This window comes from Pseudomonas sp. MLB6B (assembly GCF_054508135.1).
Window position 1 is genome coordinate 3,175,135 of record NZ_CP199313.1, and the last position, 17,102, is coordinate 3,192,236.

General features: G+C 64.7%; 14 protein-coding genes. 8 read left to right on the plus strand and 6 right to left on the minus strand.

What is annotated here, in order from left to right; translation table 11 throughout:
- The first annotated feature begins 75 nt into the window (after nucleotides 1-75).
- The 3 genes from ACSMEV_RS14025 to ACSMEV_RS14035 all read left to right on the plus strand — a co-directional run bounded on the left by ACSMEV_RS14025 (nucleotide 76) and on the right by ACSMEV_RS14035 (nucleotide 4,807).
- Nucleotides 76-456: a RidA family protein gene (locus ACSMEV_RS14025; protein ID WP_459205688.1), complete on the plus strand. Its 381-nt coding sequence runs from the start codon at nucleotides 76-78 to the stop codon at nucleotides 454-456.
- A 98-nt stretch (nucleotides 457-554) separates the two neighbouring features.
- Nucleotides 555-2,672, plus strand: a complete 2,118-nt coding sequence (locus ACSMEV_RS14030; protein WP_459205689.1) for a TonB-dependent receptor family protein — start codon at nucleotides 555-557, stop codon at nucleotides 2,670-2,672.
- Between the two features lie 131 nt (nucleotides 2,673-2,803).
- Nucleotides 2,804-4,807 carry a peptidase U32 family protein gene (locus ACSMEV_RS14035; RefSeq protein ID WP_459205690.1) on the plus strand — a complete coding sequence of 668 codons (2,004 nt, stop codon included), beginning with the start codon at nucleotides 2,804-2,806 and terminating at the stop codon, nucleotides 4,805-4,807.
- 100 nt (nucleotides 4,808-4,907) lie between these two features.
- Here ACSMEV_RS14035 and ACSMEV_RS14040 read toward each other — a convergent pair whose 3' ends face one another.
- From ACSMEV_RS14040 to ACSMEV_RS14050, 3 genes are all read right to left on the minus strand, one after another.
- On the minus strand, nucleotides 4,908-6,197 hold the full coding sequence (locus ACSMEV_RS14040; RefSeq protein ID WP_459205691.1) for an NTP/NDP exchange transporter: 1,290 nt from the start codon (nucleotides 6,195-6,197) through the stop codon (nucleotides 4,908-4,910).
- Between the two features lie 4 nt (nucleotides 6,198-6,201).
- On the minus strand, nucleotides 6,202-7,113 hold the full coding sequence (locus ACSMEV_RS14045; protein ID WP_459205692.1) for an aldo/keto reductase: 912 nt from the start codon (nucleotides 7,111-7,113) through the stop codon (nucleotides 6,202-6,204).
- 120 nt (nucleotides 7,114-7,233) lie between these two features.
- On the minus strand, nucleotides 7,234-7,692 hold the full coding sequence (locus ACSMEV_RS14050) for a sterol desaturase family protein (RefSeq protein WP_459205693.1): 459 nt from the start codon (nucleotides 7,690-7,692) through the stop codon (nucleotides 7,234-7,236).
- A gap of 400 nt (nucleotides 7,693-8,092) precedes the next feature.
- Here ACSMEV_RS14050 and ACSMEV_RS14055 point away from each other — a divergent pair, with 400 nt between their 5' ends.
- On the plus strand, nucleotides 8,093-8,806 hold the full coding sequence (locus tag ACSMEV_RS14055) for an MgtC/SapB family protein (protein WP_296268108.1): 714 nt from the start codon (nucleotides 8,093-8,095) through the stop codon (nucleotides 8,804-8,806).
- A gap of 110 nt (nucleotides 8,807-8,916) precedes the next feature.
- Here ACSMEV_RS14055 and ACSMEV_RS14060 read toward each other — a convergent pair whose 3' ends face one another.
- Nucleotides 8,917-10,482 (minus strand): GGDEF domain-containing protein, encoded by a 1,566-nt coding sequence (locus tag ACSMEV_RS14060; protein WP_459205694.1) that lies wholly within the window; start codon nucleotides 10,480-10,482, stop codon nucleotides 8,917-8,919.
- A 220-nt stretch (nucleotides 10,483-10,702) separates the two neighbouring features.
- On the opposite strand from ACSMEV_RS14060, the gene ACSMEV_RS14065 reads away from it, so the two are divergent.
- Nucleotides 10,703-10,969, plus strand: coding sequence for a hypothetical protein (locus ACSMEV_RS14065; protein ID WP_459205695.1), 267 nt, complete (start codon nucleotides 10,703-10,705; stop codon nucleotides 10,967-10,969).
- Nucleotides 10,970-10,987: 18 nt separating this feature from the next.
- On the opposite strand, the gene ACSMEV_RS14070 is transcribed toward ACSMEV_RS14065, so the two are convergent.
- Nucleotides 10,988-12,013, minus strand: a complete 1,026-nt coding sequence (locus tag ACSMEV_RS14070; RefSeq protein WP_459205696.1) for a DNA-binding protein — start codon at nucleotides 12,011-12,013, stop codon at nucleotides 10,988-10,990.
- A gap of 373 nt (nucleotides 12,014-12,386) precedes the next feature.
- On the opposite strand from ACSMEV_RS14070, the gene ACSMEV_RS14075 reads away from it, so the two are divergent.
- From ACSMEV_RS14075 to ACSMEV_RS14085, 3 genes are all read left to right on the plus strand, one after another.
- The gene (locus tag ACSMEV_RS14075; RefSeq protein WP_459205697.1) at nucleotides 12,387-14,735 is read left to right on the plus strand and encodes a putative bifunctional diguanylate cyclase/phosphodiesterase; all 2,349 of its coding nucleotides are present in this window, start codon (nucleotides 12,387-12,389) and stop codon (nucleotides 14,733-14,735) included.
- 67 nt (nucleotides 14,736-14,802) lie between these two features.
- Entirely contained in the window at nucleotides 14,803-15,753 is a 951-nt protein-coding gene (locus tag ACSMEV_RS14080; RefSeq protein WP_459205698.1) for a site-specific integrase, read from the plus strand.
- A 64-nt stretch (nucleotides 15,754-15,817) separates the two neighbouring features.
- A complete protein-coding gene (locus ACSMEV_RS14085) occupies nucleotides 15,818-16,000 on the plus strand; it encodes a hypothetical protein (RefSeq protein ID WP_313739264.1) in 183 nt (60 codons plus the stop codon).
- A gap of 73 nt (nucleotides 16,001-16,073) precedes the next feature.
- Here the strand turns inward: ACSMEV_RS14085 and ACSMEV_RS14090 are convergent, their stop codons facing one another.
- Complete coding sequence (locus ACSMEV_RS14090; RefSeq protein WP_459205699.1) at nucleotides 16,074-17,084, minus strand: alpha/beta hydrolase family protein; 1,011 nt, start codon at nucleotides 17,082-17,084, stop codon at nucleotides 16,074-16,076.
- Nucleotides 17,085-17,102 lie beyond the last annotated feature (18 nt).

Consider the following 17,102-nt stretch of genomic DNA (forward strand, 5'->3'; position numbering starts at 1 on the left):
AGTCCACAGCCTCGACCGCGACGGGCCGCTGCAGTAGGCTTGGCGGCTTTCCACCTTCAGCCGGCAAGGATTTCCATGGCCCATCACGACATCACCTTCACCCCGGACAGCGATGCCGAGTCGATCTCCTCCGACGTCGCCGAATTCAACGGACTGCTGGTCACCACGCAGATCCCGACCCGCGCCGACGGCAGCCTGGAGCTGGGCGACATCGTCACCCAGTGCGAATGCACCTTGCAGGCGCTCAAGGATGCCCTGGAACGTGCTGGCAGCGGCCTGGACCGTGTGCTGCACCTGACCATCTACCTCACCGACATGGCCGACCGCGCGGCCTTCAACGCCGTGTACCAGCGCTTTTTCGCCAAACCTTGGCCGGTGCGCGCTGCGGTTGGCGTGGCGTCGCTGGCCTTCGACGGTATGCGCGTGGAAGTGACCGCCATGGCTGCCAAAGCCTGATCGGCCCCCAGTAATCGCTGCGGCGGCCGAAGCCACGGCCGCCTTTTTCCTCGGCGCTCGGCGCTGCTGTCACACCGCTTTCGCAGGATCCCCTTCGCATGCCCTTTTGTTTCTCCTGGCGCCGTCCGCTCACGGCGCTGCTGCCGGGCCTCGGCCTGTGCGGCGCCGCCTGGGCGCAGACGCCTGGAACCGTGACCTTGCTCGACCCTTTGGTGGTGACCGGCAGTTATGCGCCGAGCGCCAGCTTCGCCCTGCCGTTTTCGGTCGATACCGTCGAGCGTGAGCAGTTCGCCGACGGCCAGTTGGGGGTGAACCTGTCCGAGGCGTTGAATCGGGTGCCGGGCCTGGTGGTGCAGAACCGGCAGAACTATGCCCAGGATCTGCAGATTTCCTCGCGTGGCTATGGCGCCCGTTCGGCCTTCGGCATCCGCGGCTTGAAGCTGATCAGCGACGGCATCCCGGCCAGCACCCCGGACGGCCAGGGCCAGGCCGCTTCGTTGAACCTCGACGTGGCCGAACGAATCGAGGTCTTGCGGGGTCCGGCTTCGGCCATCTATGGCAGCAATGCCGGTGGCGTGATCCAGATGTTCTCCCGCGACGGCAGCGGCGCGCCCAAGGTCGGCGCGGCCACCACGGTGGGCAGCGACGGTTTCGTCAAGAATCGTCTGTACGGCGAAGGCGGCAACGACCAGGCGGGTTTCCTCCTCGATGCCTCGCGCATGGACACCGATGGCTACCGCGACCACAGTGCCGCGCGCCGCGACCAGACCTTCGCCAAGGTGCATGTGCGTCCCGACGAGGACAGCCGCCTGGCGTTGATCGCCAGTACCCTTGAGCAGAACGGCACGCAGGATCCGCTCGGGCAGAGCTGGGACGCCTACCGGCACGACCCGCGCTCGGTCGCCGCCGTGGCCGAGCAGTACGACACGCGCAAGAGCATCCATCACCAGCAACTGGGCATGAACTACGAACGTGCGTTCGGCGATGCGACCTTGCAGTTCAATCTGTATGGCGGGCAGCGCAGTGTGATCCAGTACCTGTCGATTCCAAGACGCGTCAATGGCAAGCCAAATCCTGCCAACGAACGCGGCGGCGGCGTGATCGACTTCGACCGCGCCTTCCACGGCGGTACCCTGCGCTGGATCCAACCGATCGCCAGCGCGCCTGGCGAGTTGAGCCTGACCACGGGTTTGGACTACGACCAGAGCCGCGACGACCGCCGCGGCTTCCAGAACTTCAGCGGCGACACCCTGGGCGTCAAAGGCGAACTGCGGCGCAAGGAAACCGACACCGCCACCAGCCTCGACCCTTACGTCCAAGCCCATTGGCAGTTCGACCGCTGGACCTTCGACGCCGGGCTGCGCCACAGCAGCATGCGCATGGAGGTGGACGACCGCTTCCTCGGCGACGGTGATTCCAGCGGCTCGAAAACCTATCAAAACACGTTGCCCAGCATCTCGGCGATGTACGCCTTCACCCCCGAGCTGCAAGGCTACGTCAGCCTGGGCAAGGCCGTTGAAACTCCGACCCAGGCCGAGATGGCCTATGCGCCGGGCGCTGGCGGAGCGTTCAATTTCGGCTTGCAGCCGGCCACCAGCACGCAATACGAGTTGGGCCTCAAGGCGCGTCCCGATGCGCAGACCCGTGTGAACCTGGCCGTATTCGAAATCCGCACCCGCGACGAAATCGTGGTCGCTGCCGCCAGCGATGGCCGTACCAGCTACCGCAACGCCGGCAAGACCTTGCGCCGGGGTCTGGAGTTGAGCGTGCAGCGCGAGCTGGACGAGCACTGGCAGGCCAACCTGGCCTATACCCTGCTCGACGCCACCTATGCTCAAGCCTTCGAGCAGAGCGGCGCGGTGATCGACAAGGGCAACCGGCTGCCCGGTGTGCCACGCGACAACCTGTTCGCCGAATTGCTGTGGAAGCCAAGCACGGGTATCAGCATGGGCCTGGAGGGCCAGCTGCGCAGCAAGGTGCAGGTCGAGGACAGCAACCAGTCCCGTGCCGCGCCCGGCTACGCGGTGTTCAACTGGCGCACGCGCTTCGAGCAGCACCTCGGACCGTGGACCTTCAACCAGATGGTGCGCCTGGACAACCTGCTGGACCGCCAGTACGTCGGCTCCGTCATCGTCGGCGACCGCAACGGGCGCTTCTACGAAGCGGCGCCGGGGCGTTCCTGGTACGCGGGCGCCGGGCTCGAATACCAGTTCTGAACGCCGCTTCGCAGGCACGGGCCGGTCGCTATACGGCAGCCCGGCCTGCAACTGGGCAGCTCGAGGGTGCCCCACACGCATTTCGCCGCTACAATCCCCCGCCTCGACCGTGACCAGCCTCTAAAAACGATATGTCCCTTCCCAAGCACCACCTCGAATTGCTCAGCCCCGCCCGCGACGTAGCCATCGCCCGTGAAGCGATCCTGCACGGCGCCGACGCCATCTACATCGGCGGCCCCAGCTTCGGCGCGCGGCACAACGCCTGCAACGAGGTCAAAGACATCGCCGAGCTGGTGACCTTCGCCCGTCGCTACCACGCGCGGGTGTTCACCACCATCAACACCATCCTTCACGACAACGAGCTGGAGCCGGCCCGCGCGCTGATCCACCAGCTCTACGACGCCGGCGTCGATGCGCTGATCGTGCAGGACCTGGGGGTCATGGAGCTGGACATTCCGCCCATCGAGCTGCACGCCAGCACCCAGACCGACATCCGCACCCTGGAACGCGCGCGCTTCCTCGACCAGGCCGGGTTCTCGCAACTGGTCCTGGCCCGTGAGCTGAACCTGCAACAGATCCGCGAGATCGCCAGCCAGACCGATGCGGCCATCGAGTTCTTCATCCACGGTGCGCTGTGCGTGGCCTTCTCCGGCCAGTGCAACATCTCCCATGCGCAGACCGGGCGCAGCGCCAACCGCGGCGACTGCTCCCAGGCCTGCCGCCTGCCCTACACCCTCAAGGACGACCAGGGCCGGGTGGTGGCGTTCGAAAAGCACTTGCTGTCGATGAAGGACAACAACCAGACCGCCAACCTGCGCGACCTGGTCGATGCCGGCGTTCGCTCGTTCAAGATCGAGGGCCGCTACAAGGACATGGGTTATGTGAAGAACATCACCGCCCATTACCGCCGCGAGCTCGACGCCATCCTCGAAGACCGCCCGGAGCTGGCGCGGGCTTCGAGCGGGCGTACCGAACACTTCTTCGTGCCCGACCCGGACAAGACCTTCCACCGCGGCAGCACCGACTATTTCGTCAGCGACCGCAAGATCGACATCGGCGCCTTCGATTCGCCGACCTTCACCGGTTTGCCGGTGGGCGTGGTGGAAAAGGTCGGCAAGCGCGACCTGCAGGTACTGACCGAGGTGCCGTTGAGCAATGGCGACGGCCTCAACGTGCTGGTCAAACGTGAAGTGGTGGGTTTCCGCGCCAACATCGCCGAGCTGCGCTCCACCTCGGAGCAGGACGGCGTCACCCAGTACCGCTACCGCGTGGAGCCCAACGAAATGCCGGCCGGGCTGCACGCCTTGCGCTCCAACCACCCGTTGTCGCGCAACCTCGACCACAACTGGCAGCAGGCCTTGCAACGCACCTCGGCCGAGCGCCGGGTGGGCGTGAGCTGGCAGGCCGAGCTGCGCGAGTCGCACCTGCAACTGACCGCCACCAGCGAAGAAGGCATCCGCGCGCAGGTGCGTCTGGACGGTCCGTTCGGCCCCGCTAACAAGCCGCAGCAGGCGCTGGAGCAGTTGCACGACCTGCTCGGCCAGTTGGGCACCACCCAGTACCACGCCAGCGCCATCGCGCTGGACGCCCCAGAGGCGTTTTTCATTCCCAACTCGCAGCTCAAGGCCCTGCGCCGCGAAGCGGTCGAGGCGCTGACCGAGGCGCGCGTGCAGGCTCACCCCCGTGGGTCGCGCAAGGCCGAAACCGTACCGGCGCCGGTCTATCCGGAAGCGCACCTGTCGTTCCTGGCCAACGTCTACAACCAGAAGGCCCGCGACTTCTACCACCGGCATGGTGTGCAGTTGATCGATGCCGCCTACGAGGCACATGAAGAGCATGGCGAGGTGCCGGTGATGATCACCAAGCATTGCCTGCGGTTCTCCTTCAACCTGTGCCCCAAGCAGGCCAAAGGCGTGACCGGCGTACGCACCAAGGTAGCGCCCATGCAGCTGGTGCAGGGCGATGAGGTGTTGACCTTGAAATTCGATTGCAAGCCGTGCGAGATGCATGTGATCGGCAAGATGAAGGGCCACATCATCGACCTGCCGACCCCCGGCAGCGGTGGCGTGCATCAGGTGGTGGGGCATATCAGCCCGGAAGACCTGCTCAAGACCATTCACCGCGCGCCGCACTGATGCTGCCAGCCGACCAGCGATAAGCACTCCCTCTTCGGCCCGTCCGTGCCCAGCATGGACGGGCCGAATCGTTTATCGGCAACCGATGAGGGCGCAAACGCTAGCGTCGAGTCTCCTGTGCGGTTTCCAACAGGCGTTGACGGCGTCCCAACCAACGCCCGGTCAATCCCCAACCCAGTGCCAACACGGCACCGATCAGCATGGCGGCTTGCGGGTGGTCGCCGAGCACGTCCAGGGCTCGCTTCACCCAACCGCTGAGCGCATCGCCGCCGCGGTAGACGACGGTGTCGATGAAGTTCTTGGCTTTGTACTTGTCTTCGGCCGGTAGCACGGTGAACAGCATTTCCCGGCCCGGCCGTACCAGGGCGTACTCGCCGGCGCGCCGGGCGACCATCACCAGAACGAACAGAGTAAAGGTCGGCAACAGTGCCAGCGCCACGAACCCGACCGCCATCAGCAGCGGTACGCCCATCAGCAGCACCCCTACGCCAAGGCGCTTCGCCAGGCGGCCGGTAAAGAACAGTTGCGTGAGGATGGCCAGCGTCTGCACCGCGATATCGATCAAGCCGAACACTTGGGTTTGCCGGGTACGGTCGGTGAAGGTCTCGCTGACGATGCGCGCCTGTTCGAAATACAGGAAGGTGCTGACGCTGGCCAACAGCAGCACGAACAGCGCGATGCCCAGCAGGAATGGCGAGCGCAGCACCGCACTCGCGCCGGCCCAGGGATTGCCGCCCAGTGGCCGTGAAGGCGGTTGTTCGCTATTGGACGGCAGTGGATGACGCACCCGCCAGCGTTGCAGGTACAGTGCCGCGCCGATGCTGCCCAGCAGAAACCCCGCCGCCAGCAGGAGCAGGCCCGCGTGCCCCAGCGGTGCCACCAACGGCGTGCCCAGAATCGGCCCGCTCAGTCCGCCCAGGCTGGCACCGGCGGCGAGCACACCGAACAGGCGCTTGCTCTGCTCGCTGGAAAAAAGGTCGGCCAATACGCTCCAGGCCAGCGAGATCGCCAGCAGGTTGAACACCGACAGCCAGATATAAAACGCTCTGGCCTGCCCTACGCCATCCGGGTCCTGGGCCAGGAGCCAGGCGAACACCAGCAGGTGGCTGGCGAACAGGCCGTAGGTCCAAGGCAGGATGCGCTGGCGCCGCACCTTGGACACCAGCCAGCCGAATAGCGGCAGGCACACCAGCGTGGCAATGAAGGTGCCGGTGAACAGCCATTGCAGATTGTCGACGCCGCCCGCCACGCCCATGGTTTCGCGCACCGGGCGCAGCATGAAGTAGCCGCAGAACAGCAGGTAGAACAAGACGAGCCCCGCACACACCGGTCGGCCTTCGCCGGGCTCGAGGTTCAGCCAGCGGTGCAGGCGCTGAGGCAGCGTACGCATCGGCTCAGGCGAACTGCTTGATCAGCGCGCGGCGCTGCGTTTCATCGAGCATTGGGCCTTGGCCGGCCTTGAGCTGGTCGAGCTGACGGTCCAGCCGTCCCGTGGCGGGGATCACCGCCGTGACCGCCGGGTGGCTGAGGGCGAATTTGAGGAACAGTTGCGACCAACTGCCGATGCCCATTTCAACGGCCCAGTCAGGCAGCGCCTGGCCTTTGACCTGGGCGAACAGGCGACCGTCGTCGAAGGCGCGGTTGATCAGCACGGCGACGCCTTTGGCTTGGCACAGCGGCAGCAAGGTCTCGGCGGCGTGGGGAGCATTGACGGCATAGTTGATCTGGACGAAATCCAACGGCTCCTGGCGCACGATCCGCTCGACGTCGGCGTGGCCGCTGTCGAGGTAATGGGTGATGCCGACGTAGCGCGTTTTGCCTTGGGCTTTGAGTTCGCGGGCGTAGGGCAGTTGCCGCTTCCAGTCGCGTAGGTTGTGGACTTGCAACAGATCGACCTTGTCGGTGCGCAGGCTTTGCAAGGTGCCAGCCCATTGCCGTTCGGCGGCCTCGCGGCTGTCGGCGGCGATCTTTGTGGCCAGGAAGCATTGCGAGCGCCAGCCACCTTGTTGCAAAAGCTGGCCAAGCACGGCGTCGGCGCCGCCATAGTTGGGCGAGGTGTCGATGATCCGCCCGCCCCCGGCGAAGAACGCGGCTACCGCCTGTTGCAGTTGCTGATAGGCCGCCGAATCCGGTTCCACTTCGAAACTGCCCGAGGTACCGGCACCGATGACCGGCAACGCCTCACCGCTGCCGGGGATGGTGCGGGTGAGCAAGCCGCTGCCGCTGGACGCGGCGGCCAACCAAGGACTGGCGGCTAGCAGGCCGAGCGCAGCACTGGCGCGTAGGACATCGCGGCGCCCATACATAGGAAATCTCCGAAAATGTGGCGGAAATTTCTAAGGCTAGCCGTTGAGCATTCAACGAGCCCGCTGCTGTGTGTCTGGATGTGTATGTTCAATGCAGTCGCGCTCGTGCAGCCGCGCTCGTTACCGGATGCGCCTGCGCAATTGGCGCCGCAACACATTCAAGGGCGGCGCGTAGAAAAACCCGAACGACACGCTGTTACGGCCCTTGACCGCATGGTGCAGGCAGTGGGCACGGTGCAGGCGCTTGAGGTACCGGTTGAGCGCCTTGGGCGCGCGCGGCCAGTGGCGGTGGAACAGGCCGTCGTGCAGCACGACATACAGCACACCGTAGCCGGCCACGCCCCCGCCCACCCATTGCAGCGGCGCATACCCGGTCCGGCCCAATGCCACCAGCCCGACAGCAATCAAGGCCAGCGCCAGCAGGTAGACATCATTGAGCTCGAGCATGCCGAGCTGGGGTTGGTGATGGGAGCGGTGCAGCCACCAACCCCAACCGTGCATGACGTACTTGTGGGCCAGGGTGCCGACACCCTCCATCGCCAGCAGAGTGCCGAACAGGACGGCGAGGTTGTACAGCATGGGACGGGTCCGCGAAAAAGCGAGGGTTGGCAAGGTTACCACCCTGGTGGTCGGCCCCGCCAATGCGCTTGTCGTGTAGGACATTTCTGTGTTTGCCCGGCAACCTGAAATGGCCGTTGACCTCCCCCCTAGGTATCCCTAACGTGCGCCTCGCACTTTCGCATCCCCCTACAGGAGTCCTGCATTGGACAGTAGCCCCAGTCATGTGCGACAGGCCCGTAGGGCGCGCTAGTCCGGCAGTGCAACCGCCAGGCTCGGCGCCCGCGCCGTCCCTGGTAACCCCGGCCCTTGGGCCAGGCTTCCCATTCCGTACCCTCGCGGCCCTGCGCATCTCTGGTTCGATCCCTGCCGCCCCGTGCGGCAAAGACGCAGGCAGTGGCCTGCACAGAGGTTTGTTGTCATGGAATGGAACGTCTTTCTGCTTCGCGCGGCCACCGCGCTCCTCCTCGGGGCGCTGATCGGCGCCGAACGTCAACTGCGCCAGCGCCTCACCGGCCTGCGCACCAATGCGCTGGTCAGCACCGGCGCCTGCCTGTTCGTGCTGATGACCCAAGCGGTGCCCGGCATGCAACCGGCCGATGCCTCGCGGGTGGCAGCCTATGTTGTGTCCGGCATCGGCTTTCTTGGTGGCGGCGTGATCATGCGCGACGGTTTCAACGTCCGCGGCCTCAACACGGCCGCCACGCTGTGGTGTACGGCGGCAGTCGGGGTGCTGTGCAGCCTGGGTCTGCTGCTCGAAGCGGCATTGGGCAGCCTGGTGGTGCTGTGCGCCAACATTCTTCTGCGCGAGGTCGCTCAGCGCCTCGATCGCCAGGACGTGGTGCCCGCCAGCGAAGTGGAGCAGCACTTCGAAGTCCGGGTGATCTGCCGCGCGCAGGATGAGATTCAAGTGCGCAGCCTGATGCTGCACAGCCTCAACGATCCGCAACTGCGCTTGCAGTCCTTGCACAGCGAGGACCTGGCCGACAGCGACCGCCTCGAGGTGCGCGCCGAATTGCTGGGTGGCGCGCAAGCGCCCTTGCAATTGGAACGAATGGTGAGTCGAGTGAGCTTGGAGAAAGGCGTCAGTTCGGTACGCTGGCAGTTGCTGACACCTGCTTTGGCAGTCGACTGAACGAGCGTTGGTCGCGCTGTAGACCATATCGGGTTTACAGACCGCTCCTGCGTCGTGGGGTGCGCCTTGACGAGCGACCGAGCAAAGAAGGCATGGCGGATCAGCCAGGATCAGCCAACGCCGTCCGCCACGTCGCAGGTCACGTGCAGGCGGTCGCGGCCTTGCTCCTTGGCGGCATACAACGCGCCGTCGGCCGCCGCCATCAAGGTTGCCGCCGTCAAGGCCTGCCGCGCCGGATAATCCACGGCGATACCGGCGCTGATCGACACGATGCCCAAGGGGCTGGCCAGGTGTTCGATGCCCAGTCTGCGCAGGTTGTCGAGGATCTCCTGCACCAGGGCAATGGCGCCGTCCACGCCGGTGTCGGGCAACAACAGGGTGAACTCTTCGCCGCCATAGCGTACCGCCAGATCGCCTGGACGCTTGAGCGCCGCCTGCAACACTTCCCCTACCCGCTGCAAACACCGATCGCCGGCTGGATGCCCGTAGTGGTCGTTGTAGCGTTTGAAATAGTCCAGGTCGAGCATCACCACCGCCAACGAATAACCCTGGCGCCGCGCGCGGCCCAATTCCGAGTCCAGTACGCCGTCGAGTCGGCGACGGTTGCCAAGGCCTGTTAGGGCATCGGTCAGCGCCAGGGATTTCAATGTCTGATGCGCCTGCAGCAATGCCCGCTCGATGGCGATGCGCTCGCGTAACTGACGCAGCACGATCCAGCCGAAGGCAGAGAGGCCGATCAACAGCAGCACCAGGATCAATACGCTTTTGATCATGTCATGGCGCCACGGCTCCACGATCGACGCTCGCGACAAACCTGCTTCGGCCACCAGAGGGTAAGTCGGCAAAGCCTGAAAGCCATAGATGCGCTGGGTACCGTCCACCACCGCCGTGGCTTCGGCCACGCCTTGGTCGGCATTGGGCAGATGCTTGAGGAAGATGTCGCTCTTGGCCAGGCTGGTGCCGATGATCTTCTCGCTGAACGGCCGGCGCACCAGGATGGTCCCGTCGCGCATCGCCAGCACCAATGCACCGCGCTGGTCGATCTTGAAGTCACCGTAATACTGCAGGAACCAATCGACCTTGATGGTCCCCAGCAACACGCCGGCGAAGCTGCCGTCAGGGGCATCGAGGCGGCGCGAGATGGGGATGATCAGTTCGCTGGTCGAGCGGCTCTTGATCACCGGGCCGATGTGCACGTCGCGCGAAGGGTGGGTGCGGTGGTACTCGAAGTAATCGCGATCGGCATTGTTGGCGTTGGGCGGAACGGAGGTCTTGTCCGTCACCAGCCAGTAGCCCTGAGCGTCGTAGATGAACAGTCCGTGCAGTTGCGGCATGATCTGCGCCTGTTGATGCAGCAGACGATGCAGACGCTTGCGATCGAGGTTGAGTATCCCGTCACCCTCCACTCGCTCGGCCAGCGCGGCGGTGATGGCATCCACCTGGCGGATGGCGTCCTCGGCATGCTGGGCGGTCGCGCGAGCCAGGTTGCTGACCGAGTTCTCGGCATTGACGAAGGCGTGTCGGTAGTCGCGCCAAATGCGCCAACCCTCGACCAGCACGAAGGCGAGCATCACCACCGCCATGAAACTGGCGACAAGACGGAACAGCGTCGCCGCGCGCGCTTCCCCACTGGCGGTAAGCAGGCTTTCGTCGTCCTGTGGTTTGCCTGAACGCATTGCGATCCCTGTTGTAGAGCTATCCGGCCGTGACTATAGCGCCCGCGACTCAGCTACGCAGCGCTTGTGTAGCATGGGAACCGCGAGCGAACGGCACGGTTCCTTCGCAGTGCACCAACGTGGCGCAGAAAAAATTCAAACGTTTGCGCTGCGACAGGCTCAACCGTACTGCACATGGCGGCCATCGCTGTTCAGATGAACCCAACCTCGAGGTAACTACATGAGCAACCAAGCACTGCAATCCGAACTGCTGACGCGTCTCCTGCATGCCCATCCCCACGGGCTGGGCAAGGAGATCCTCGATAACTACCGTGGCGAAAAAGCCGTGGCCGGTATGCTCAAGACGTTGCAGGACCAAGGTCTGATCCATGATGGCAGCGTGACGGTGGACGAACACAATGTCAGCGTCAGCTATCCGATCAAACTGTCCAGCGCGGGTGTGGAGTCGGCCAAGGCCGCCGAAGCGGCCAAAGATAGCGAACACTGATTCCGACCGGCCCCTCGCCTAAGGCGTGGGGCCTTCTTGAGTCTGTATCCCAGCTTGAAGCCGCTTCTCTAGTCGATCCACGTGCGTCCTGCACGCCTGCCATCCTTCCCTGGCGCTCTGCAACTCCACCTGCAAACGCTCCAGTTGCCGAGCTTGCTCCGTACAGATGCCCTGCCGCTGCTCCAACGCTTGCGCCTGGCTGCTTACCTGTCGCCGCAGTTCGTCGCTGGCCCCCTGCACTTGCGCGAGCATCGAGCGCAAGCCGTCGATCTGCGCGTCGCGTTGTTCGAGATGCTCGTCACGCACCTTGAGCTGCGCAACGGCTTGACGCTGCTCGGCGAGCAGACGCTCGTTGTCGCGGTGCAGGCGGGTCAGCTCGTCCTGCTTGACGACGACGCTCTGCTGCACCTGGCGCAGTTCGACCTGCAGCTGTTGCACCTGTCCTTCGTGGCGACGCTGGTCCTGCTCGCGTTGTTCGCGGGTAGCGGCGCGGTAGTGTTCCAAGGCGTCGCGGGCATGCCGATGCTTCTCCTCCAAAGAGCGCAGGTGTTCGTCCTTGTCGGTCAAGCGTACCTGCAACTCGCCCAGGGTCTGGTTGAGGCTGGCATTGCGCAATTGTTCGGCTTGCAGGGAGGCGGCGGTCTCGTTCAGCCGCTCGGACTCGGCAGCCAACGCCTCTGCTTGCACCTGCTGCTGCTGATGGGCTGTCGCGAGGGCCTGCTGAGCCAGGTCGAGTTGCGTTTGCAGGTGTTCGCGCTGCTGGTCGAATGCCTCTTGCGCATTGTTGAGCTCGGCCCGCGCTTCGTCTTCCACCTGCCTAGCCAGCAGCTGGACGAAATGGGTGAGCTGTTCGCTGAGCGTGGGGGCGCCGCCAGCGGCCGGGTCTTGCGCTTCCAGCTCTTTGAGATAGCGGTGGATGGTGGTTTTCGAGCCGGTATTACCCAGTTCGACGCGGACCGCATCGATGCTGGGATTTTCCCCTCGAGCCACTAGCGCCTGACGCGCCTGTTTCACCACTGCCTTGTTTATGCCGCCTCTGGCCATACGTACTCCAACAATTTCGTACTGTATTACGTACTATGTAATTACGATATATATTGCTCTGAAAATTACAAATTTTAAAGCGATTTATCACATTGAATAATCACGGCTTATCGCATCTGAGAGGCTATTTGCGGCTTTGTACAGGTATTCCCGGTAGCGACCAGTACGAAATGGCCGGTTTAGGCGCTCCTGGAAAACGCCCGTAGCGTGGCGTTCGAGACACACGTCTCGTTAGATGTCGAAACGCAGGCCTCACAGAAGGTTGAAAAAGGTGATGAGATCGACAGCAGACAGGCATTTCGCCACTAGTCATTCGGCTGTCATGTGCCTGCCGTACCTTCCCGGCCACCCTCCAGGCCGAGATGCCCTTGCCGTGACCCGTCGTACGTTCTCTTCCGCCGGTCTGCTTCCACAGCTGCTGCTGACGTTATGCGTCGTCACCCTGCTGTTTCTTTGGGGGCTGCATTTTTCGCAGAGGACCGCCCTGCGCGAACAGGCGTTGCAAGCCAAGGCTGCCGAGCACTTGAACCTTGCCAGCGTGATGGCCCAAAGCTTGCGTCAGGTCGTCGACCGCGCGCAGGTGATCGGGCGGGTGGCGCGTGCGAGCGCCGATGACCAAGGACCGGCACCGTTCAATTTGGCGCTGTTGCTGGCACAGGACCCTGTCTTCGCGCGCATGTCGCTCTACGATCGGCAAGGCTTGCTGTTGTCGTCGAGCCAGCCGGATGACAGGGTCAGTCTTCCTCGGGCTTGGATGGCGCAGCTGATCCGGCAGGTCGGGCGCAGCGGCTTCGCGCCACTGCTGGTCCACCTCGATCTACCGACCAATGCGTCATCCGCCGCGCCGCGCTTGCTGTTCATGCTGCCGCTCAGCGCGCCTGCGCGCCGTCACGCAGGCCGTGAACCCGCGCGCTCACTGGACAGCGTCCTGCTGGTGGAACTGGATGCGGGTTATCTGGCGGCGCTGTCCCACTACATCGATCTGGGGCGCAGCGGCCTGGTACGTGTTCTGCAGGACGATGGTCAGGAGCGGCTACGCATCGACCATCAAGGCGTGACGGCAGCGGGCCAGATGCTGATGCCGACGCTGCCCGCCGATGCTGGCGATGCCGGTTTGATCACCCAAGCCAACGCGCAAGGCGTCTATCAGAGCCTGTATCGGCGCTTGCCCGACCACGGCTTCAGCGTGGTGGTCAGTCAGCGCCACGAAGAAATCCTCGCGGGTGCCAGCGCGGCCACGGCACGCCAGCTCTGGCTGAACCTGTGCATGACCGCGCTGATCCTCGCTTGTCTGGCATGGGGCTTGCGCCTGCTGCACAAGCGTCAGGACGCGTTCAATGCGCTGGAGCAGGCACAAGGCATCAACCAGCAATTGATCGGCCGTCTGGAAGACGCGCACCGGCTGAGTAGCCACGCCGCGGCCACCGACCACCTGAGCGGCTTGCTGAACCGGCGGCAGTTCGTCGAACAAGCCGGCCAGACGCTGATCGTGCAACGCGGTCGGCGACAGTTGCTGGCCATCCTGTTCATCGATATGGACCGCTTCAAGTCGATCAACGACTCACTCGGACACAAGGTCGGCGATCTGTTGCTGCAAGCCGTCGCCGGGCGCATTCGACGACTGCTGGCAGACACCGACCAAGCCTCGCGCTTTGGCGGCGACGAATTCGTCGTGCTCCTGGCCGGCGAGCGCAGCGAAGAGCAAATCGACGCTTGGGTGCGCACCCTGGTGGAGAAACTCTCGGCCACCTACGCCCTGGACGGACAGGAAGTCAACACCAGCCCTAGCGTCGGCGTGAGCATCTGCCCGCGCGACGGCCAGGACATCGACAGCCTGATCCGCTGCGCCGACGCCGCGATGTATTCGGCCAAGCAGGCCGGCCGGGCCCAGTACCGCTTCTTCGACCCGTCGCTGAACCTCTCCGACATCCAGGCGTTCACCTTGGAGCAAGCTTTTGGCAATGCATTGGCCGAACGCCAGTTCGTCCTGCACTATCAGCCCCAGGTGCGCCTGGACACGCTGCAGGTCACCGGCTACGAAGCCTTGGTGCGCTGGCAGCATCCGCAATTCGGGCTGCTCTATCCCGACCGTTTCATCGGTCTGGCCGAACGCAGCGGCTTCATCGTCGCCTTGGGCTGGGAAGTGTTGCGCATGGCCTGTGTCGAACTGGTGCGCTGGTCGCAGCGCGAGGTGGCGACACGCTTGGCGGTCAACGTGTCGGCCTTGCAATTGCGCCAGGGCGATTTCAGCCAGCGGCTGCTGGCCAAGCTGCGCCACCATGGCCTGACACCGTCGCAACTGGAACTCGAGATCACCGAAACCACGGTGCTCGACGGCGAAGGCATGGCGCTCGAACATCTGCGCCGGCTGCGCGCGGCTGGAATGGCCATCAGCCTCGACGATTTCGGTTGCGGCTACGCCGGTTTCGCCCATCTGCAAGCGCTGCCTTTGAGCAAGCTGAAAATCGACCGTGCCTTGATCGCGCCGCTGTGCAACAGCTATGACGACAGCCCGATCGTGTCCTCGACCATCATCCTGGCCAAGCGCCTGGGCCTGGAAGTGGTGGCCGAGGGCGTGGAAACCCGCGAGCAGCTGGTGTGCCTGAAGCTCGCCGGCTGCGACATCGCCCAGGGCTATCACTTCAGCCGCCCGCTGTGCGCCACGCAACTGGAGCAGTACCCGCCCTTTCGTGGTGCCGCGCGTATAGCGTGCAGCCATTGAGCCATGCGCTTGGCCGTGACCGGGCACTGGTTTAAGGTGGCGGCATTTCCTGCTTGAAGCCGCCACCATGACCGACATCGAGCGCTACGTACGCGCCGCCACCCGCGACAACACGCGCCGCAGCTACCAGGCGGCCGTGGAGCATTTCGAGGTGCACTGGGGCGGCTTTCTGCCGGCGACTGCTGACAGCATCGCCCGCTACCTGGCCGAGCACGCCGACGTACACGCCGTCAGCACCTTGCGCCAGCGCCTGGCGGCACTCAGCCAGTGGCATGTCAGCCAGGGCTTTCCCGATCCGACCAAGGCCCCGCTGGTACGCCAGGTGCTGCGCGGTATTCGCACCCTGCATCCGGCGCCACCGCGCCAGGCGGCGCCGTTGTTGCTGCAACACCTGCAAAGTGCCATCGATTGTTTCGAACGCGAGGCGGCCAAAGCCCTTACCGAGCATGACCTGCCCAGCCTGCTGCGGGCCCGGCGTGACGGCGCCTTGCTGCTGTTGGGCTTCTGGCGTGGCTTTCGCGGCGACGAACTGGCCCGGCTGCAGGTCGAACACATCCAGGCCCAGGCCGGGGTCGGCATCAGCCTGTACCTACCGCGCAGCAAGGGCGACCGTGAGGCCCAGGGCGTGCAGCACCGCACTCCGGCGCTGAAGGCGCTGTGCCCGGTCAATGCCTATCTGCAATGGATAGAAGTCGCAGGCCTGGCCCACGGCCCGGTGTTCCGCAAGCTCGACCGCTGGGGCAACCTGGGCGACGCACCTCTCAACAGCAACAGCCTGATCGGTCTGCTGCGGCGCATGCTCGAGCGTGCGCAGGTGCCCGCAGCCCTGTACACCGGGCACTCGCTGCGGCGTGGTTTCGCCACGTGGGCCACGGCCAACGGCTGGGAGCTGAAGTCGCTGATGAGCTATGTGGGGTGGAAGGATGCCAAATCGGCATTGCGCTACATCGACGCCGCGCAGCGCTTCGGTGAATTGGCCATCGCAGCGCCGCCCGTCTTGCTCGCCTCGAAAGACTGAACACCTAGGCGCGTGTGCGGACCTAAGGTTCTGTCGTCAATGCAAAACCTGAAGGAGACTGGCCATGGCCGATCCACGCGACACTGACCCGTACATCGACAACGACCTGCACATTCCAGGCGAACCCAAACACGACAACCCCAACACAGATCCCAACCGTAGCGACACCACCTCGGATCAGGACGCTCCACCCGCACCCGAATGGCCCGAAGGCCAAGTGCCGCCGGAAGATCAGTCCGGCGGTTGACCACCCGCCTGGTCCGCCACCTGTCCGGCTCGCAAGGGGCCGGTCGGTGGCCTGAGGCACCGACCCCATCGAGTCAGCGCTGCACCTGCTGTTCGTCGCTCTGCAAAGCCTTCCTGAAGAATTTCGCCGCCTCGCGCTGCAACGTGCGATGGACGCGCTGCCTGTCCACGCCTTCGGCGTCCTCGCACAAGACCTTCATGCGCTGCGCCTGCTGGGGGTCGCACGGCGCCATGAAGACGAAGTGCCCTGCGCCTTGCAGCAAGCGATAATCGGGCGGCTGCGGCAGTTTGCGCGCCAAGGCTTCGGCGTTGCGTTCGAGCATGAGCAGCTGATCGTGGTCACCGCTGTAGATCAGCGCTGGCACCTGCACCTGAGCGAGGGACTGGCGACCGAACAGCAAACTCAGCGGCGCCATCAACATCACCGCGCCTACCCGTGGATCGGCCTGCGGCTTCAGCTCTGCATGGTCCACACGCAACACGCCCTGATGCTGGCAGGCGTCGGTGTCGTCGGGGTATTGCGCGCAGTGCTGTTGCAGGCGGGCCGGGTCCGGCTCGGCGCCGGCCAGGATCAGCGCCGTTTCGCCGCCCGCCGAGTAACCGATGACGCCTACTTTGCCGTGGTCGAGGACGGCGCCCAAGCGGGCGTCGGCACGCGCCGCAGTGATCGCAGCGCTGACCTGCAGCGGTCGGCCATACAGGTTGCTCGATGCGCCCAGACGGCTGTGGTCGCGGGCGTTGTCGCCTGGATGCTCCACCGCCACCACCACGAAACCTCGCCGTGCCAGAGCCGTGGCCAGATCGTGCAAGGCCAGGGGGCTGCCGCTGTTGCCAGGCGACATCACCAGCAACGGAAAACGCCCGACCGCCAACGGCAGCCGTTCGGCGGCCTCGACCCGGTAGCCATCGAGCAAGGTCGAGGCAGGGGCCGCCTCGGACGGATAGAACGCCAGTGCCTGCATGGGCAGACCGTCCACCGGGTCCACCACATTCAGCGTTTGCAGGCCGACGCTCGACGCGCTCGCCTGAGCGGGCAGGATCAGCGTGTTCAGGGCCAGGATGATTGCGAGACGCAGCGAGCCCATGTCGCGATTCCCATGCAG

Bases quoted from the DNA above. Each gene is read 5' to 3' on its own strand.
- ACSMEV_RS14030 (WP_459205689.1), top strand. From the start codon at position 555: ATGCCCTTTTGTTTCTCCTGGCGCCGTCCGCTCACGGCGCTGCTGCCG.
- ACSMEV_RS14050 (WP_459205693.1), bottom strand. From the start codon at position 7,692: ATGCTGTACAACCTCGCCGTCCTGTTCGGCACTCTGCTGGCGATGGAG.
- ACSMEV_RS14025 (WP_459205688.1), top strand. From the start codon at position 76: ATGGCCCATCACGACATCACCTTCACCCCGGACAGCGATGCCGAGTCG.
- ACSMEV_RS14090 (WP_459205699.1), bottom strand. From the start codon at position 17,084: ATGGGCTCGCTGCGTCTCGCAATCATCCTGGCCCTGAACACGCTGATC.
- ACSMEV_RS14040 (WP_459205691.1), bottom strand. From the start codon at position 6,197: ATGCGTACGCTGCCTCAGCGCCTGCACCGCTGGCTGAACCTCGAGCCC.
- ACSMEV_RS14055 (WP_296268108.1), top strand. From the start codon at position 8,093: ATGGAATGGAACGTCTTTCTGCTTCGCGCGGCCACCGCGCTCCTCCTC.
- ACSMEV_RS14070 (WP_459205696.1), bottom strand. From the start codon at position 12,013: ATGGCCAGAGGCGGCATAAACAAGGCAGTGGTGAAACAGGCGCGTCAG.
- ACSMEV_RS14065 (WP_459205695.1), top strand. From the start codon at position 10,703: ATGAGCAACCAAGCACTGCAATCCGAACTGCTGACGCGTCTCCTGCAT.
- ACSMEV_RS14045 (WP_459205692.1), bottom strand. From the start codon at position 7,113: ATGTATGGGCGCCGCGATGTCCTACGCGCCAGTGCTGCGCTCGGCCTG.
- ACSMEV_RS14085 (WP_313739264.1), top strand. From the start codon at position 15,818: ATGGCCGATCCACGCGACACTGACCCGTACATCGACAACGACCTGCAC.
- ACSMEV_RS14035 (WP_459205690.1), top strand. From the start codon at position 2,804: ATGTCCCTTCCCAAGCACCACCTCGAATTGCTCAGCCCCGCCCGCGAC.
- ACSMEV_RS14080 (WP_459205698.1), top strand. From the start codon at position 14,803: ATGACCGACATCGAGCGCTACGTACGCGCCGCCACCCGCGACAACACG.
- ACSMEV_RS14060 (WP_459205694.1), bottom strand. From the start codon at position 10,482: ATGCGTTCAGGCAAACCACAGGACGACGAAAGCCTGCTTACCGCCAGT.